General features: G+C 45.2%; 16 protein-coding genes. 8 read left to right on the top strand and 8 right to left on the bottom strand.

The features are described from left to right. The first annotated feature begins 113 nt into the window (after positions 1-113). From QUA54_RS31955 to QUA54_RS31940, 4 genes are all read left to right on the top strand, one after another. The gene (locus QUA54_RS31955; protein ID WP_172187154.1) at positions 114-623 is read left to right on the top strand and encodes a TIGR02652 family protein; all 510 of its coding nucleotides are present in this window, start codon (positions 114-116) and stop codon (positions 621-623) included. 215 nt (positions 624-838) lie between these two features. After that, on the top strand, positions 839-1,273 hold the full coding sequence (locus tag QUA54_RS31950) for a VOC family protein (protein ID WP_172187156.1): 435 nt from the start codon (positions 839-841) through the stop codon (positions 1,271-1,273). 217 nt (positions 1,274-1,490) lie between these two features. Continuing rightward, on the top strand, positions 1,491-3,473 hold the full coding sequence (locus tag QUA54_RS31945) for a heavy metal translocating P-type ATPase (protein WP_333418786.1): 1,983 nt from the start codon (positions 1,491-1,493) through the stop codon (positions 3,471-3,473). Positions 3,474-3,666: 193 nt separating this feature from the next. Further along, on the top strand, positions 3,667-4,971 hold the full coding sequence (locus QUA54_RS31940; protein WP_333418784.1) for an Nramp family divalent metal transporter: 1,305 nt from the start codon (positions 3,667-3,669) through the stop codon (positions 4,969-4,971). Between the two features lie 67 nt (positions 4,972-5,038). Here QUA54_RS31940 and QUA54_RS31935 read toward each other — a convergent pair whose 3' ends face one another. Next, positions 5,039-5,791, bottom strand: coding sequence for a cupin domain-containing protein (locus QUA54_RS31935; RefSeq protein WP_333418782.1), 753 nt, complete (start codon positions 5,789-5,791; stop codon positions 5,039-5,041). 316 nt (positions 5,792-6,107) lie between these two features. Next, entirely contained in the window at positions 6,108-7,427 is a 1,320-nt protein-coding gene (gene ctpB / locus QUA54_RS31930) for a carboxyl-terminal processing protease CtpB (RefSeq protein ID WP_333418780.1), read from the bottom strand. 195 nt (positions 7,428-7,622) lie between these two features. Between ctpB and QUA54_RS31925 the strand changes: the two genes are divergently transcribed. Then, positions 7,623-8,468 (top strand): hypothetical protein, encoded by an 846-nt coding sequence (locus QUA54_RS31925; protein ID WP_333418779.1) that lies wholly within the window; start codon positions 7,623-7,625, stop codon positions 8,466-8,468. A 119-nt stretch (positions 8,469-8,587) separates the two neighbouring features. Here QUA54_RS31925 and QUA54_RS31920 read toward each other — a convergent pair whose 3' ends face one another. Further along, a complete protein-coding gene (locus QUA54_RS31920; RefSeq protein ID WP_333418777.1) occupies positions 8,588-9,157 on the bottom strand; it encodes a pseudouridine synthase in 570 nt (189 codons plus the stop codon). Between the two features lie 139 nt (positions 9,158-9,296). On the opposite strand from QUA54_RS31920, the gene wecB reads away from it, so the two are divergent. Beyond that, complete coding sequence (gene wecB / locus QUA54_RS31915) at positions 9,297-10,427, top strand: non-hydrolyzing UDP-N-acetylglucosamine 2-epimerase (protein ID WP_333418788.1); 1,131 nt, start codon at positions 9,297-9,299, stop codon at positions 10,425-10,427. Positions 10,428-10,471: 44 nt separating this feature from the next. On the opposite strand, the gene QUA54_RS31910 is transcribed toward wecB, so the two are convergent. The 4 genes from QUA54_RS31910 to QUA54_RS31895 all read right to left on the bottom strand — a co-directional run bounded on the left by QUA54_RS31910 (position 10,472) and on the right by QUA54_RS31895 (position 15,022). Continuing rightward, positions 10,472-12,295, bottom strand: coding sequence for an ATP-binding protein (locus tag QUA54_RS31910; protein WP_333418775.1), 1,824 nt, complete (start codon positions 12,293-12,295; stop codon positions 10,472-10,474). A gap of 140 nt (positions 12,296-12,435) precedes the next feature. Continuing rightward, complete coding sequence (locus QUA54_RS31905) at positions 12,436-13,320, bottom strand: substrate-binding domain-containing protein (protein ID WP_333418773.1); 885 nt, start codon at positions 13,318-13,320, stop codon at positions 12,436-12,438. A gap of 674 nt (positions 13,321-13,994) precedes the next feature. Next, the gene (locus QUA54_RS31900) at positions 13,995-14,516 is read right to left on the bottom strand and encodes a hypothetical protein (protein WP_333418772.1); all 522 of its coding nucleotides are present in this window, start codon (positions 14,514-14,516) and stop codon (positions 13,995-13,997) included. 8 nt (positions 14,517-14,524) lie between these two features. Further along, positions 14,525-15,022, bottom strand: a complete 498-nt coding sequence (locus tag QUA54_RS31895) for a TIGR00725 family protein (RefSeq protein WP_333418770.1) — start codon at positions 15,020-15,022, stop codon at positions 14,525-14,527. A 443-nt stretch (positions 15,023-15,465) separates the two neighbouring features. Here QUA54_RS31895 and QUA54_RS31890 point away from each other — a divergent pair, with 443 nt between their 5' ends. Both QUA54_RS31890 and QUA54_RS31885 read left to right on the top strand, forming a co-directional pair. After that, on the top strand, positions 15,466-15,675 hold the full coding sequence (locus tag QUA54_RS31890) for a toxin-antitoxin system, antitoxin component, Xre family protein (protein ID WP_333041441.1): 210 nt from the start codon (positions 15,466-15,468) through the stop codon (positions 15,673-15,675). Beyond that, the gene (locus tag QUA54_RS31885) at positions 15,662-16,006 is read left to right on the top strand and encodes a type II toxin-antitoxin system PemK/MazF family toxin (protein ID WP_333418768.1); all 345 of its coding nucleotides are present in this window, start codon (positions 15,662-15,664) and stop codon (positions 16,004-16,006) included. The genes QUA54_RS31890 and QUA54_RS31885 overlap by 14 nt, the downstream gene beginning before the upstream one ends. Positions 16,007-16,183: 177 nt before the next feature. Here the strand turns inward: QUA54_RS31885 and QUA54_RS31880 are convergent. Further along, a partial coding sequence (locus QUA54_RS31880) for a tetratricopeptide repeat protein (protein ID WP_333418766.1) occupies positions 16,184-16,934 on the bottom strand: 751 nt, incomplete at its 5' end.

Here is a 16,934-nt window from a genome sequence, read left to right as displayed (position 1 = left end):
GGAGCCGGATGAAGCGAAAGTTTCATGTCCGGTTCTGAAAGAGAGGTAGGGGTAGAAATGCCCCTATCGACTCTACCCACTTTTGCAGAGAAAATATGCTGGGACGCAAATAAATGATTGAAGTTGCCTTGCAATACCCGATGTTTGGCCCGGAAATTCAGTGTCCCCACTGTCGCCAAACAATTCCGGCTCTAACGCTCACGGATACCTATTTGTGTCCGCGTCACGGGGCATTTGAGGCAGATCCAAAAACTGGGGAACTGGTTCACCTTCAGTCTGGGCGACACTGGCGCCGCTGGGAGAGTGAATGGTATCGCCAGCACACGCACCCGGACGGGATTCGGTTTGAAATTCACGAAGCGCTCGATCGACTTTATACTCAAGGCTACCGAGCAACTCGCGTGATCGTTGCTCAACGCTATCGCGACTTAATCAGCGCTTATTTGGAACGCAGCACGCCTTGGCGGGGCCAGTCGGAATCGCCGCGGCCGAGGTTGTACGGTTTGCCTGTGGATTTTAGCCCCGATCCTCAAGAGGACCCTTGCTGGGAAGTGATTAATTTTGATTTGGAAAAAGAGCCGGGAGTTCCGATTAGATATCCCTATTTTCGGTTGTTTGAATAAGTGAAGGAAGAAGGAAGAGGGAAGAGGGAAGAGGGAAGAAGGAAGAGGGAAGAGGCAAGAGGCAAGAAGGCTCTATTGCTTTCGCGCTAAAGATGCGACCGTTTTTAATTCCGAATTACGAATTTACCCTCTAAAATCTAAAATCCTAAACCGGAATTCCTACTTCCCTTCTAAAATCTAAAATCTAAAATCTAAAATCTAAAATCTAAAATCGAATGCACCACGCCTCGATTCGCACTGCTAACATTCACCGGGCGATCGCCTTTTACGAACAGTTGGGATTTACTGTGAGCGATCGCTTTACCACAGGTTACACCCTAGCCTGTTGGATGGAAGGTCTCAACGGACGCATCGAACTAATTCAAATCCCGGAACCCAAACCCGCACCGGATGCTTTCGGAGACGAGCATTATGTTGGATATTATCATTTATCTTTCGATTTAACTGAGGCGACAACTGACTTGCCTAGTTGGTTGCAGTCTCTGAAAGAGGGGTTTGAGGAAGCTGCTAAAGACCAACCAAATCAGTTTCAAGCTTTGAAAGTTTTATTAGAACCGACTCAACAGGCGATCGGGCAAAATGTTTACGAAGTAGCTTTTATTGCCGATACTGATGGTTTGCCTTTAGAATTTATCCGGCGGCTTAATTAGTTAATCACTAAGGACTATGGATAATCATTCTCTCTCTCAATCGGAAACTGAGAATAGTTATTACTCTTAATCCCTCGTAACGTTCCCTACCAACTTAACAATATTTTTATAAAATATAGTAGATTTTTAACTCAAAATCTACTATATTTTATTTTTGCCTATATAATATGAATATGTATTCATACTATCATGTGTTAGAATAAACCCAGGAAAAACCATGCAAAAAGCCAAATCGAGCCATTCCGGCTGCTGTAGTCACGACGACCACCACGAACACAGCCATGAGAATCATAACCACGACCACGACCACGACCACGACCACGGGAACGGAGATTTTAACCTCAAGCAAGAATTGATTCCTGTGATATTGGTTGTTGTACTATTTGTCGGCGGTTTAATTTTTGAAGAAAAACTGCACAACACGCCCTATTCTATAGGTGAATATCTAGTTTTCATCCCAGCCTATCTTTTAAGCGGATGGAATGTTTTAACCAGTGCGGGTCGCAATATTCTGCGAGGTCGATTTTTTGATGAAAATTTCTTAATGACTATAGCAACACTGGGCGCTGTAGCCATACACAAACTCCCTGAAGCAGTCGGGGTGATGTTGTTTTTCAAAATCGGCGAACTTTTTCAAGAATTTGCGATCGGGCGATCGCGTCAATCGATCAAATCGCTTTTAGAAATTCGCCCAGATTATGCCAACCTCAAGGACAACGGCGACATCAGAAAAGTTTCGCCAGAAACCGTAGCCGTCGGCGATATCATCCTTGTCAAACCGGGAGAAAAGATTCCCTTAGACGGTGAAATTATAGACGGCAACTCTCAGATTGACACATCTGCACTAACTGGAGAATCAGTACCTCGAACCGTGAAAGTTGGAGAAACAGTTTTAGCGGGAACAATTAACCAGACAGGAGTTCTCACCGTCAAAGTTACCAAACTCTTCGGCGAATCTTCAATCTCCCGAATTCTGGAATTAGTAGAAAATGCCAGAAGTAAAAAAGCTGAAACTGAGAAATTTATCACCAAATTTGCCAGTTACTACACGCCTTTTGTAGTATTTGCATCGCTAGCAGTGGCTTTAATTCCGCCTTTGTTGATTTCAGGAGCAACTAATGCCGATCGCTTTTTATGGGTTTACCGCGCCCTAGTCTTGTTAGTTATTTCCTGTCCTTGCGGATTGGTGATTAGCATTCCTCTGGGATACTTTGGGGGAATTGGCGGTGCAGCCAAGCGCGGTATTTTGGTTAAAGGTTCGACTTTTTTAGATACCCTTACAGCAGTCAAGACAGTTGTTTTGGACAAAACAGGAACTCTGACAAAAGGAGTTTTTAAAGTAGCACAAATTGTGCCTCAGAATGGGTTTTCCCAAACTGATTTAATGGCAATAGCGGCTAAAGTAGAATCTCAATCCAATCACCCTGTCGCGAAATCTATTCTGGAAGCTTACGGCGGAAAAATAGATTCATCGGATGTGAAAGATTACGAAGAAATAGCGGGACACGGCATCCGAGCCAAATTAAATAATCAAATTGTGCTTGCGGGAAATGACCGTTTGCTGCATCGAGAAAACATTGCTCACGATGTTTGCAATGCTGAAGGTACGATCGTGCATTTAGCGGTAGACAACCGCTACGCTGGGTATATTTTGATTGCTGACGAGCTTAAGGAAGACGCAGTACAGGCTATTCGCGACCTCAAGAAACTGGGTGTTGAGCGAATCGTGATGCTCACAGGAGATAATCAAGCTGTAGCCGATAGTGTTGCGAAAAAGCTCGGTTTAGATTCCTATTTAGCCGAATTATTACCCGAAGGAAAAGTCGAGGCGATCGAAAAACTGATGGGTCAATCTAAAAAAGGCGATAAAATTGTCTTTGTCGGAGACGGAATTAATGATGCACCAGTGCTTGCTAGAGCTGATGTGGGCATAGCGATGGGGGGTTTGGGTTCGGATGCGGCGATCGAAACTGCCGATGTTGTAATTATGTCAGATGCACCGTCAAAGGTGGCTGAAGCCATCCAAATTGCCCGGAAAACTCACAATATTGTCTGGCAAAATATCATTTTTGCCATGTTAGTCAAAGGCATATTTATTGCTTTGGGTGCTTTTGGGTTAGCTACCATGTGGGAAGCAGTTTTTGCTGATGTTGGGGTGGCTTTAGCTGCTATTTTCAATGCTACTAGAGTTTTGAAATAAAGTATTCCCAGACAAGGGTGATTTTTGCCGATCGACCTCATCATAGTCGATCGCACGCACCTCGGTTCCACCTCCAAAATATACACAACTTAATATATACGGTGACTCTGCCGGATTTCGATCCGACTGATGAAATTCCGCTACCTTTGTGAGATTATGAAAAGAATATGAAAATTATTTAACGGTAAAACCAATGACTGACCCCGAAAACAGACCCAGCCTTCCAGAGGTTCACCGCAGCATCCCCGTTCCCAACAGCAAAGGTTTCTGGCGTACGATGCTGGCTTACGGAGGGCCTGGATATTTGGTTTCAGTCGGTTACATGGACCCCGGGAACTGGGCGACTGACTTAGCGGGGGGAGCAAAGTTTGGCTATGCGCTATTAAGTGTGATTTTGCTATCTAATTTGATGGCAATTTTGCTGCAATCACTCTGCGTGCGTTTAGGAGTGGCAACGGGACGAGATTTGGCACAAGCTTGTCGAGATTATTTCAGTCCGCGAGTTAGTTTTTTGCTGTGGATACTTTGTGAAATTGCTATTTCGGCTTGCGATTTAGCTGAACTTGTTGGAAGTGCGATCGGACTGCAATTGCTATTTGGCATACCCTTAGTTTGGGGAGTGTGCATCACTGCGCTAGATGTGATGATGGTGTTATTTTTACAAGGGAAAGGCTTTCGTTATATCGAAGCTTTGGTAATTACGATTATTGCAATTATTGGCGGTTGTTTTATTGCCGAAATATTTTTTGCCAAACCAGATGCCGGAGGAGTTTTACTCGGTTATGTTCCGAAGCTAGAGATTTTGCAAAATCAGGGAATGCTTTATATTGCGGTTGGTATTTTAGGGGCAACTGTGATGCCGCACAATCTTTACTTGCATTCGTCGATCGTGCAAACTCGTGCTTGGCAAGAAACTTCCGAGAAAAAATGGGAAGCAATTAAATTTAGCACAATTGATTCTACCGTAGCGCTGTCAATAGCTTTGTTTATTAATTCAGCAATTCTGATATTGTCTGCTGCAACATTTCACTTTTCGGGCTATCAAGAAGTAGCTGAAATTCAAGATGCTTACAAACTGCTTTCTCCGGTGTTGGGTGTGGGTTCAGCCAGTGCCATTTTTGCCTTTGCTTTATTGGCTTCGGGGCAGAACTCAACCTTGACTGCAACTCTAGCAGGACAGATTGTGATGGAAGGGTTTTTGAATTTTCGTCTGCGGCCTTGGTTGCGGCGGTTGCTGACTCGAATGGTGGCAATTGTACCAGCTTTGATCTCTATTATCCTGTTCGGTGAAGGTAGTACAACTAATTTGCTGGTTTTCAGTCAAGTGATTCTCAGTTTGCAATTACCTTTTGCCGTAATTCCCTTGGTAATGTTTACCTCAAACCGCCGCTTAATGGGAGAGTTTGTGAATCCATTTTGGCTCAAAGCAGTAGCTTGGTTAGTCGCTAGTATTATAGTAGGATTAAATAGTTGGCTGTTATTACAAACCATTTTCTAGCAATTGGCCATTATAGTCCAGCCCCCGCAAATGGGAAGTTTTGTCTAACAATTTACACTGCGAATCCTTAGGCACAAGACTCCGTTGTCTCAAAAGGCTGTCGAAAGTCTTTTCCAACAATAAATCGGGTTGAATTTAGAGGATAAGTCTTCACATAAACCAGACAACCAGTTGCCGACGACGGACTATAGGGAGAATTGGGTGAATACCGCAGCCAACTACCAGTTGGGTAATCTCCTAACTCATCACTCCAAGCGCCTTCGATGACAAAGATTTCTTTCACCTCAGATTCAACTACGTTCGACAAGGCTGTGCCAGGTTGCCAGCGTTCCACCCAAACTTTTTCAGGAAAACCCTCTTGCTCGTAAAGGGGCTTTACTTCAATTTGGGGAATAGCACCGGGCTGCCAGGACAACTCGTAAATATTCGTTTTCACCTGCTGGCGAGTGGTTCCACCATGTTGCCGTAATTTAACAAATGTCAGGCAACCTTCATCGCTATAAGGACGATGGATAAACCCTTCGGGATTGAGCATATAAGATCCTGGAGGATACACACCGGTTTCATCAGCGAAGTTACCCTGGAGTACCAAAATTTCTTCTCCACCCGGGTGTCCGTGTAGCGGGAAAAAGCCACCCGGATCGAAGCGAGTCAGCATGGTGACGGGATGATCTTGAACGTTATCGTCGGACTCAAAGCTACCAAACCAGATTCCACTAAACGTGGTCTGATGCCAGGTTAGCGATGACTGCAAGACTGCGGCTCGACTTGATATGTCGTTGTGAATTGGTTGAGGTTGCCAGTGAAGTTGAGAACCCATGATTCTTAAAATTTAATATGAATTTAAGATTGATTTAAGACTAACTCCAGATTGTTAAGTACGTCAACCTAATTAAACGTAAAATGCGAGATATGTTAGATACCCGACTTTTTTAAGAAGTCAGAGTTTTACTAATACCAGTCAGGAAGGCTAAAGGTTGATTGTCTTTCGTCGCAATGACTGTATCGCTCTGGTGAGGGGTACGATCGCTTACTCCTTCTTTCTTTTTCCTTCTGCTATAACTAATAACTAAAAAACAAAACCCGCCGGCGCGGGTTTTATCTTAAAGCTAATTGTGAATGACTGCCAATTTGAACTATTTTTTGACAGGAACAAGCTCGTTAGCAACAACCGGACGGGCAGACGAAGCAGTAGTTTGCAAAAGTGCGATCGCCTGCGCGTAAACAGGATCGTCCTTAGTCGCCACTAACGTCGGTTTGTTAGCTAATTTCAGCTTTTGTTCGTCTGTTACTTCGACCTTAACATCGGGAGTAACCCCCTTGTGGCTGATATCCGTACCGTTGGGAGTATAGTAGTGAGCGATCGTCACCGCCAATCCCGAACCGTCAGCCAAAGAATGCACCGACTGCACCAAAGCTTTGCCAAAAGTTTGGCCGCCCATCACAGTTGCGCGCTTGTTGTCCTTCAGAGCACCCGCCAAAATCTCGCTGGCGCTAGCCGAGTTATCGTCCACGAGCACCACCAAAGGCTTGTCAGTGATTGCAGTGCGGTTTGCCCGCATTTCCTGAGAATCGCCCGCGCGATCGACTGTACGGACGATCGCCCCGGTATCCATCCACATCCGAGCGATATCAATGCTGACTCGCAGCAAGCCGCCGGGATTGCCCCGCAAATCCAACACAAAAGCGTCAGCTTTCTGATCCGAGAGCTTTTTAATCGCCGCCTGCATTTGTTCGCCCGCGTGGGAGCTAAACTCTTGCAAGCGGATGTAACCGACATTCTTACCGCCTTCATTCTTGAGGCTGTAGCGAACCGCTGCTACCTCAATTCTCGCCCTAGTCAGAGTGATATCAAACTCGCTTTTGCCCTCACGAGCAATCCGCAGCGTGACTTTCGTGCCTTCAGCGCCCCGAATTACTTGAGCCGCATCCGAGACAGTCATGCCTTTGGTAGCTTTGCCGTCAATCACCAAAATCGTATCGCCCGCTTGAATCCCTGCCTTCAGGGCCGGGGAATTTTCCATCGGCTCGACTACCCTAATCGCTTTCGTTTTCTCGTCTTCTTCCAGCCTCATCCCCACCCCTGTCAGTTCCCCGGAGGTTTGATTCGTCAGCGCTTCGTACTGCTTCGGGTCCATGAAGCGCGTGTAGGGGTCGTTTAATTTCTCTAGGGCTTTGCGGAGGGCGGTGTAGGCAGCTTCGCGAGAAGTATAATTTTTGCTCAGCAAGTCTTGGCGAGTTACTTGCCAGTCAGTCTTGTTAAAGCTGCCATCAACATACTCTCGATTCACAATTTGCCAAGCTTCGTCTAAGACAGCTTTGGGGCTATCTTGAAGCTCGGCGCGGACTGATTGACTCAGGCCGGGAACGAGTAAAGATATCGAAGCGGTTGTTGCCATCGCCCCACTGAACAGGGCTGCCTGTAACTTAGAAAAGCGTCTGCGGGCTTGATTCATTGAATTTGGCTCAATTCGATTTTAGATTTTTGATTTGAGATTTTATATTGCTAAAAAATCTCACACTACTACTTAAACTATTGTGTGGAGGCTCCACGATCCCTTTGCACAGTTTAACGAGATTCTTAGTCGATCGCCAACCAATTACTACTCTCTTTTAATAAACTTAATTTAAAACTTGGATTTAAATGTGCCGTGGAAGCTAAAATCGAACAATTTTCGCGTAAGTGGTTGAGCCTGCTAGTTAATGGAGTTATCGGTCTAGCAGCGCTGGCGGGGGTCGTTGCCATGCAGTCGAGCGGGGAGTTGGGCGGAATGCCCTCTGTTGGCGTTCAGGGGCAAAAGCCGCTCTCTGCAATTTCTGCTGCGAGTTTCAAACAAGCCGCACAGCAAGAAGCGCAGCAAGAAGCCCTGCGGCTGAAAATGCTCAAAACTATCCCTAGTTTTGGGTTTGACAATTTAATTGCAGATTGGACATTTCTCAAATTTTTGCAGTATTTTGGCGACGACGAAGCGCGAGATGTAACTGGCTACAATCTCAGCCAAGATTATTTTGACATAGTTACGCAGCGCGACCCGCGGTGGGCTGACATCTATTTGTTTCTTTCCACAGCTATTTCTTTTTATCAGGGAAAGCCTGAAACTGCTGTTAATTTGATAGAGCGCGGTACTAGCGCCCTTGCCCTTTCGCCGCAAATTCATTCCCAATCGTGGATAGTGTGGCGAACTAAAGGTCTTGATGAGTTGCTGCTGTTGGGGGATATTCCCGAGTCAATTCGCTCTCACGAAATGGCTGCTGATTGGGTGCAAGGAAGCCCGGAATGGTCGAAATTGGCGCCGATGTTTCGAGCAACTGCTGAGTATTTGCGCAGAGATCCCGATAGCGTGCCGGTGCGGTTTCTTGCTTGGAGTATGGTTTACGATCAAACAACTGATAAATTGGTGCGTCAAAGGGCGAAACAAGCTCTTGTCAAGTTGGGAGCTCAGGTAAAAAAAGATCGGAATGGAAAGGAGAGTTTTATTTTGCCGCCTCGAAAGTAAGCAGAAGGAAGAAGGAAGAAGGAAGAAGGAAGAAGGAAAATGCAGCCACAGTCATAGTTTCAACTATCAAGAATGTCCTAAACGTCAAGACTGTTAACTGTAATTCTCAAATCTCAAATCTAAAATCTCAAATCGGCTTGAGTTAGTTCGCGCCATTCACCGGGTTTGAGGCCTTCCAGACGCAAATGCCCGATCGCACTCCTGACTAGCCGCAGCGTCGGAAACCCTACTGCTGCGGTCATCCGGCGCACTTGGCGGTTGCGGCCTTCTATCAGGGTCATTTCCAGCCAAGCTGTCGGTATGTTTTTGCGAAATCTAATCGGCGGTTCGCGGGGCGGCAAAGGTGGTTCTTCTAACAATAATTGCACTTTTGCCGATCGAGTCCGATAATCTTGAATTGTGACACCTGTCTGCAAAGCTGCGATCGCACTTGCATCGGGAATTCGTTCAACTTGCACCCAGTAAGTGCGGGGATGAGCGAATTTCGGGTCACTGAGGCGGTGCTGCATTTGTCCGTCATCGGTTAGCAGCAACAAACCTTCACTATCGCGATCGAGCCTTCCTACTGCATAAATGTTAGGAATAGGAATATAGTCTTTGAGAGTGCTGCGTTTATTTTCGTTGGAGTTGTCAGTGAATTGAGTTAAAACATCATAAGGTTTGTAAAATAGAATGTAGCGATAGGGCATAAGCAATTAACAAAAATGTACTAATCTCAATAATCCTGTAAGGGCGGGTTTCACCGACAATAATTGCGTAAAACCCACAATCTCCAAAGCCCGCCCCCACGAACACGGCAATATGAATAAACCTACACCTAATTTTACCATGCCCGAAGCCACACACCGCGTTTGCATCGTCTTAGGAACTCGCCCGGAAGCGATTAAACTAGCCCCAGTAATTCAACGGTTCAAAAGTTCGCCAACCTTTGACACCCAAGTAATTTTAACCGGTCAGCACCGAGAAATGGTCGAGCAAGTAATGCGAATGTTCGATCTAAAAGCCGATCGGGATTTAGCAATTATGCAGCACCAGCAAACCTTGACGGATATTACTTCTCGGAGTTTGCAGGGTTTGGAAGCTTTGTTTAAAGAATTGCAGCCCGAAATCGTGTTAGTTCAGGGCGATACAACGACTGCGTTTGCCGCTGCTTTGGCTGCATTTTACCATAAAATACCCGTAGGTCACGTAGAAGCCGGATTGCGGACAGACGACGTGTTCAATCCTTACCCCGAAGAGGCTAACCGACGGTTGATTTCTCAGCTCACACGGCTGCATTTTGCCCCGACAGCGCTTGCCCAAGAGAATTTAGGGCGATCGGGCGTTTTGGGAGAAATTCACCTTACAGGCAACACAGTAATCGATGCTTTGCTTGCAGTAGCCAAACGCGAACCAGAATGCAATATTCCTAATTTAGATTGGAGCAAATATCGCACTATCTTAGCAACAGTTCACCGCCGGGAAAATTGGGGAGAACCTTTAGCAGGAATTGCTCAGGCATTTCTCCAAATCTTAGATAATTTTCACGATACAGCCTTGCTCTTACCTCTACACCGAAATCCGACAGTTCGAGAACCTTTGCAAGCTCTTTTGGGCGACCATCCGAGAGTATTTTTAACTGAACCTTTAGATTACGCAGAATTAGTAGGAGCGATGCAGAGATGTCATTTAATTCTCACAGATTCCGGCGGCTTGCAAGAAGAAGCACCTAGTTTGGGCAAGCCAGTTTTAGTATTACGAGAAACCACGGAAAGACCAGAGGCTATTTCTGGGGGGACGGCTAAACTTGTCGGTACGAATTCTGATACAATTTTCACAGCAGCGGCAGAATTGCTCAGCAATTCCGCAGCTTACAACGCAATGGCAATGGCAATTAATCCTTTTGGTGACGGTTTGGCTGCCTCGCGGATTTTAAAAATTGTAGCAGAGTATTTTAGTCAGAAGACAGTTGACTATTGACGGTTGACAGTGAGTCGAAAAACTGCAAACCGATTCTCAACTATTTATTGGCTGAGTCCGACCTCTATGGGAATCTCAATCACAAACTTCGTGCCTTCGCCCAGGGTGGAATCACACCACAGTTTTCCTCCATGCTTTTCCTTCACCACCTGATAGCTAATGGATAAGCCTAATCCTGTCCCCTTTCCTACGGGTTTAGTAGTAAAGAAGGGATCGAATAGGCGCGATCGCGCTTTCTCTGGAATGCCAGTACCGTTATCGGCGATCGCAATCTGCACCCAATCTTGTTCTGTTTTGGTAGTCATAATCCAAATCCGATTCGGTTGGTCAGCAATATCCTGAAAACTACGTCCTTCATTGCTATCTTCCAAAGCATCGATCGCATTTGATAGCAAGTTCATAAACACCTGATTAAGTTGACCTGCATAGCATTCTACCAACGGTAACTCGCCATATTCTCTTACTACTTCAATGGTTGGGCGTTCTGGCTGGGCTTGAAGGCGATGTTCTAAAATCATCAAGGTGTTATCAATGCCTTCATGGATATCGACAGCCTTGAATTCCGAGTGATCCAGACGAGAAAAGCTACGCAACGAAACCACAATGTCCCGAATGCGACTGGTGCCCATTTTCATCGACTTAAGAATCTTAGTGAGATCCTCTTGTAGGAAGTTTAGGTCCACATCGTCTAGGTCATCTTGAAGTGATCGGGACGGGTTGGGATAGTGCTTTTGATAGGCATCTAGTAATCGCAGTAAGTCATGGATGTGATCGTTGAGATGAGACAGGTTGCCGTAGATAAAGCTGACCGGGTTGTTGATTTCGTGCGCTATCCCTGCCACCATTTGCCCCAGTGCCGACATTTTTTCGTGATGCACCATCTGACTCTGGGTGCGGTGCAGTTCTTCAAGGGTACTCTCTAGTTGTTGCAACTGTTGGTTCAGTTGCCGATCGCGAGCCATAAGTTGCTCTGCCATACTCTTAAATCCCTGAGCTAAAAGCCCTACTTCATCCTGACTGTCAACCGGAATACCAATGGCTAAATTGCCTCTGGCCAATTCCTGGGTTGCCTTAGTCAGTCTTTGAATGCGAAGGCTCAGAGCTTGGGTCAGACGGAAACCTCCGATCATCACGACTGCGATCAGGACACTTCCTAATAGACCAAAGCCACCTACCACAAACCATAAATGGTGTTCTGCTTCGTCTATTTCCTTAGCAGACTTGAGTACAGCAATTTGGAGAGTTGCCTCATCAAAACTTTGTAATTCGATTGTTGCGATCAGGTATTCTTCACCTGCAATCCTGATTTTGGTGGGCAACCCGTCTGGCTGTCGAAATTGCCAAGGTCGATCGCGCTGAAGTGGCAAAGTAGTTGCCGTCACCCTCTCGCCCTCAAAAGCCACCAAATTTATGGATGTGTCGCCACGAATTGACTTTAGCGCTGTGTCGTCGATGGCTACTCCCGCAGCCAAGCCAGCTAGCACTTTTTTAAATGATTTGATCGAGATGGAGGCAATCATCGAAGATGGAGCCCCGTTTTCTGCCAGGAGAATGCCTGATAACTCTACTCCTATGCGGGCGGCACGGTTGACAGAGGCATCCTGCAATTTCGCCTGCCTTATTGCTCCCAACTGTGAAGACACTAAGACTTGACCATCAGTGTCAACTATTCTGATCAAATCCAATTTTAAACCAGCTTGGATTGGTAATACAGTTCGCAGTAATAAAGCGCGATCGCCCTCAGCTACTGCTCTGATGACATCATTATCCTCACTCACAGAACGAGCTTTCACACTGAGTGATTCTTGCCTTTGCTTGAGAGTTTCCCGCAGCATACTAGCCAGATCCACGATCTCGTTTCGTGCCATCTGTTCTAAATTGTTTCTAGCAAAATAACCAAAACCCAAGGTTCCGAGAGTCCATAGACTCAGAAATGCCAACAACAGAGGCGATAACAACTTGGCGGAAACGGGTAACCGCCGGTATCTCGATCGGATGGCCACAGCTCTTAATTCTTGGCGGATTGGGTCACGGAAATAAAGCCAGACTGCTCCATCGCGTTGATTCCTGGCGGACTTGAGATGTATTGAAGTAGCGCTTGGGTAGCCTCTGAAGGTTTTTTGTGCCAGAGAATTGAAATTGTCCGAACCATCGGATACTTGCCCGCTTTGACATTTTCTCGTGTTGGTTCAACCCCGTCGAGGCTGAGGCGGTTGACAGGTAGTTTATCGGAAATGGCGTGAGCAAGGGAAAAGGTACCGATGCTGTAAGGAGTGCTTTGAATTGCCTCGATCAATTCCCCTTCTTTCCGAAATACTACTGCTTCTGATGAATTTTTTAAATCTGCTCCTAGGTAATATTTCCGCAATAGCCGCTTGGCAGATTCATCTTCTGGGCGATCGAGCAGCACAATTTTAGCATCGGTTCCTCCGAGTTCCTTCCAGTTGGTGATAGTGCCGCTATAAATGCCTTTGATGTCTTCAGTAGTGAGGTTTTTCACCCCTGTGACGCTGGAATGAGTGGCCACTAAAAGGGCATCATGGGCAACATCACGAGACTCTAAAGTGCCATCATTTTCTTCTGGCTTTAATGTTCTTGATATTGCACCTACATCGACTAATGTCTGTTTAACCCCATCAATTATATTTTCGGACTGCCCTGGTTCTAGGTTGGTGATTTTGACGTTTTTTGCGCTAGCTTCGTAGTTGGTTTGCAGCACCTTCATCAGACCCAACGTGCTGCTTGACGCCCCAACTTTAATCGAGGTTTGGGTTTGTGTTGCCGCAGTCGTGGGCGCTGTTGTCGTGGTGGCACTGCTGGTCGTCGTACTGCAACTGGGCAGCCCGAGGAGGACGATCGCACTTAAAGCTACCGTAACTAAATTCGGTTTCATTTAACAATTCCTATGCTATTAAAAAAAATGATCGGGGTAGTATAAACTCAAGTTTTTGATGATTTTATAGTGAACCGAACTCGAGCAATTTTTTAGGTTGGTATAAAAAAAAGGAGTTGATATTTCACGGTTGATTTCACCTTACTAAATCTTATGCTAAGTAATTAAAATTTGCAATGAGTCATCGCAACCTTTTGTCATGCTGTTTGATAGGATTAGCGATCGCATCCTACTTATTATAGATGCGATCGTACACAATGGAGCCTAACTTATTAGAAAATACTGTAACAGGTCAATCTGGAAGCTGTTATCCTGACTAATTTATCTTAATTGCAAGTTACAGATAAGTGTTTGTTGTTGAGCTTGGTAGATCGATTTGCGATCGATCTAAAACGACGAAACTCAGAAATCATTTGATTTAGAGGGACTTAGACAAAAATTGAGGCGAAAAAGGCTTCAAACCTAGATGGATTGGATCGAGACTTTCAGATCGAATAGGCATAAATCTAGTATTTACAGGGGTTTCAGCCATTGTTAAGTCATCGACCTCTTTCCTTTGCGAGTGCGAACCAGAGGTTTTAATGTCCCTCTAGGGGCTTAAAACCTCTAAGTCCCATTAGGTGAATTTCGGTGCTGTAACTGATAATGTTTGCCTTGCCAGTTATAATATCTTTTTAAGGAGAGGGAACTTGTGGCTGAAAATTGTTGCTGCCTTTATAACCGGATAAAATAGCAAGTTTTTCCAAAGATTGCCGGCCCGTGTAATATTTCCCCCGAATTTCCCAAGTGGGATAAGCTTTAATATTAGCAGCTTTGCACAAATCCGGTTGAGCATCTTTGCCTCTGGGATCGCACTCAATGTAAGTAATTACCGTAAATGCTTCTTTGCCAAAAAGTTCTTGTTGCGTGTGACAGTGAGGACACCAGTAAGCACCGTACATTCTAGCTTTGATTGTCTGCAAATGGGTTGCTAAACCTATTTGATCGGGTACGGATTCGCTGCGAATAGGTGGTGCTTCTTGTTCGGTAACAGGCGGTGCGAAAGGGGGAGGAGGAGGGAGGGTTTGTGCTAATTTAGGAGTGGATTTGTTGCTGAAAGTGAACTGTACAATTCCTCCGTCTGCTTTGGTAGTGACGAAAATCCCCAAAGTCAGGAAAATGCCGATCGCACAAAAGTTGAATTTGCTTACTCTCATCTTGGATTTCATCTGGGATTTACTAGGATTTCGCGAGCTTGATTCATTGTCTCTACAGCATTGTTTACCACAAAGATGTTAATTTGTGCTAAACCTTTAAAAAAAAGTTGACTTTCGGCGCTGTGATTTAACAATATAACTTGTTTGTTAGCTTTCAGAGCGAGGGCTATTTCCGAAGCAGTGCCCGTCCCCATACCGCAAGCAATTATTACATCTGAAGAAAGAATGTTAATGTTATTTCTGGCGTTTCCCATATCGGTGACAATGGCAATATCTACAGCTTCAGAAATGCCGCGAGTGTCATTCCCCGGAAGGATGCCGACAGTTAAACCGTTAGCTGATTTTGCTCCTTTGTTGGCGGCATCCATGACGCCGACATTTCTCCCGCCCGTTAGCAATATCCATCCTGCTTCGGCGATGAGTTGTCCGAGTTGATAGGCGTTTTCTAAGTCGGTTGCTGTGGCACTATCGCCCGGGCCCATGATACCGATGATGATTTTTTTCATAGTTTTGGGGTGAATAGGGTGTTATTAATACTTGCTAGCTTTTTTGCAGACTATCTACGAATGTATGTTATCATAAAGATAGTGGCTTCCTAAAAACAGCTTTTGACATAACTAACTTTCTGAAGCTTCCTAGTATTTTTACTATGAAAGAGCAAACATTTAAACTAGATGAATCTCAGATAAAATTTTTAGAACTCTGTCAAAACTATGGATTTAAAGATCATAGTGAATTGGTTAGGATAGCGATTCAACGGTTGGAATTAGCGTTATAAACCGAGCAGTTGCAAGAATCAGCGATGCTCTATGCGGAAGTCTATGCAGAAGAGACAGAGTTACAGGAATTGGCGGAATTAGGTTTAGAAGAATGTGCGAAGGAATAAATTTAATTAAATTGATAGAATATAAAATGTAGGCTAATTTAACATTAACAAGTGAGAGATAACATGAGTGTCGCCCAAAACCCTGAAACAAAGCTGATGGAAAAAATCCGTAGTTTACCGCCAGATAAAATTACGGTATTAGAAGATTTTATCGATTTCCTTTTAACGCGAAGTGAAGATCGTCTTCTCGTTTATACTGCAACTAAACTCTCAGAAGCAGCTTTTGCTAAAATTTGGGATAACCCAGAGGACGCGGAGTATGACGAGTTATAATTTTGGTGAGGTGGTTTTAGTTCCGTTTCCTTTTACAGATCAAACTACCAATAAAAAACGTCCAGCAGTTGTGATTAGTTCTGACGTTTATAATGCAGAATATCCCGATCGCATTCTTCTGGGTATAACTAGCCAAGTTAGCAGTAGCCCGAAAGTCTGTGATATTGTCATAACAGATTGGCGATCGGCTGGGCTTTTAAAACCTTCTATGATTAAGCCAGTTATTACGACAATTGAGAAACAACTAATCCTCAAAAAGCTGGGAAGGCTTCAAGATGTAGATATCAAGTCTTTGAAAGAGGGATTGATTGGAATTATAGGTAATAGTTGAGCGATCGCCCTTCTGAATCTGACTGAGAAAGGACGATCGCTCTTTTTGAACCGCAGATGGATGCAGATTAACGCGGATGCAATAAGGTCGATCGCTCGTTTGATGAATTATGGGCGATCGCCCTTCTGAATTATTAGAAAGGGCGATCGATATTTTTTGACCGCAGATGAACGCAGATTAATGCGGATACAGGATTGGATAATTCGCCTGCGATTTGATGTTTTTGGGGTTATCTATTTCCTCGATCGCTCCTTCGCAAAACTGAGCCAAATCCTCTAACTTGATATTCCGAAATATGCTGGTGGCGGTAGTGAAAGCTGAAATTGCTTCAGGCTTGTCGCCCTGTGTCGCGTAAGCTGTGCCGATGTAATACCAGACGCGGGCTGTGCTGTATAGATCGTGAATTTGTTCGACTAAAGCTAACGCCTGTCGGTAATGCTGAAGTGCTTCCGGATACTGCTCGTTAGCTAATGCTACATCGCCGATGGCTTTCAGAGTATTGGCTTTGCCCAGTTTGGCTCCTACTTGCTCGTAGAGTTTCAAAGCCGTATCGTAGCGCTCTAGGGCTTCTTCACGGCGATTGAGGAATTGCAAAACATCGCCGATGGCTTTGAGGGTATTGGCTTTGCCCAGATTGTCTCCTACTTGCTCGTAGAGTTTCAAAGCCGTATCGTAGCGCTCTAAGGCTTCATCACAGCGATCGAGGAATTGCAAAACATCGCCGATACCACGCAGGGTATTGGCTTTGCCCAGTTTGTCTCCTACTTGCTCGTAGAGTTTCAAAGCCGTATCGTAGCGCTCTAGGGCTTCTTCACAGCGCTTGAGGAATTGCAAAACATCGCCGATGGCTTGCAGGGTATTGGCTTTGCCCAGTTTGTCTCCTACTTGCTCGTAGAGTTTCAAAGCCGTATCGTAGCGCTCTAGGGCT

Origin of the sequence: Microcoleus sp. MOSTC5, assembly GCF_036701825.1 — a bacterium.
GTDB lineage: Bacteria > Cyanobacteriota > Cyanobacteriia > Cyanobacteriales > Microcoleaceae > Microcoleus > Microcoleus asticus.
The sequence above is the reverse complement of the archived record's forward strand: the minus strand, read 5'-3'. Positions and strand labels throughout refer to the sequence as shown.

Excerpts from the sequence above, each read along its gene's own strand:
- QUA54_RS31900 (WP_333418772.1), bottom strand. The coding sequence starts at position 14,516 with ATGAGAGTAAGCAAATTCAACTTTTGTGCGATCGGCATTTTCCTGACT.
- QUA54_RS31895 (WP_333418770.1), bottom strand. The coding sequence starts at position 15,022 with ATGAAAAAAATCATCATCGGTATCATGGGCCCGGGCGATAGTGCCACA.
- QUA54_RS31955 (WP_172187154.1), top strand. The coding sequence starts at position 114 with ATGATTGAAGTTGCCTTGCAATACCCGATGTTTGGCCCGGAAATTCAG.
- QUA54_RS31890 (WP_333041441.1), top strand. The coding sequence starts at position 15,466 with ATGAGTGTCGCCCAAAACCCTGAAACAAAGCTGATGGAAAAAATCCGT.
- QUA54_RS31905 (WP_333418773.1), bottom strand. The coding sequence starts at position 13,320 with ATGAAACCGAATTTAGTTACGGTAGCTTTAAGTGCGATCGTCCTCCTC.
- QUA54_RS31885 (WP_333418768.1), top strand. The coding sequence starts at position 15,662 with ATGACGAGTTATAATTTTGGTGAGGTGGTTTTAGTTCCGTTTCCTTTT.
- QUA54_RS31910 (WP_333418775.1), bottom strand. The coding sequence starts at position 12,295 with ATGGCACGAAACGAGATCGTGGATCTGGCTAGTATGCTGCGGGAAACT.
- QUA54_RS31920 (WP_333418777.1), bottom strand. The coding sequence starts at position 9,157 with ATGCCCTATCGCTACATTCTATTTTACAAACCTTATGATGTTTTAACT.
- QUA54_RS31950 (WP_172187156.1), top strand. The coding sequence starts at position 839 with ATGCACCACGCCTCGATTCGCACTGCTAACATTCACCGGGCGATCGCC.
- QUA54_RS31935 (WP_333418782.1), bottom strand. The coding sequence starts at position 5,791 with ATGGGTTCTCAACTTCACTGGCAACCTCAACCAATTCACAACGACATA.
- QUA54_RS31940 (WP_333418784.1), top strand. The coding sequence starts at position 3,667 with ATGACTGACCCCGAAAACAGACCCAGCCTTCCAGAGGTTCACCGCAGC.
- QUA54_RS31945 (WP_333418786.1), top strand. The coding sequence starts at position 1,491 with ATGCAAAAAGCCAAATCGAGCCATTCCGGCTGCTGTAGTCACGACGAC.
- ctpB (WP_333418780.1), bottom strand. The coding sequence starts at position 7,427 with ATGAATCAAGCCCGCAGACGCTTTTCTAAGTTACAGGCAGCCCTGTTC.
- wecB (WP_333418788.1), top strand. The coding sequence starts at position 9,297 with ATGCCCGAAGCCACACACCGCGTTTGCATCGTCTTAGGAACTCGCCCG.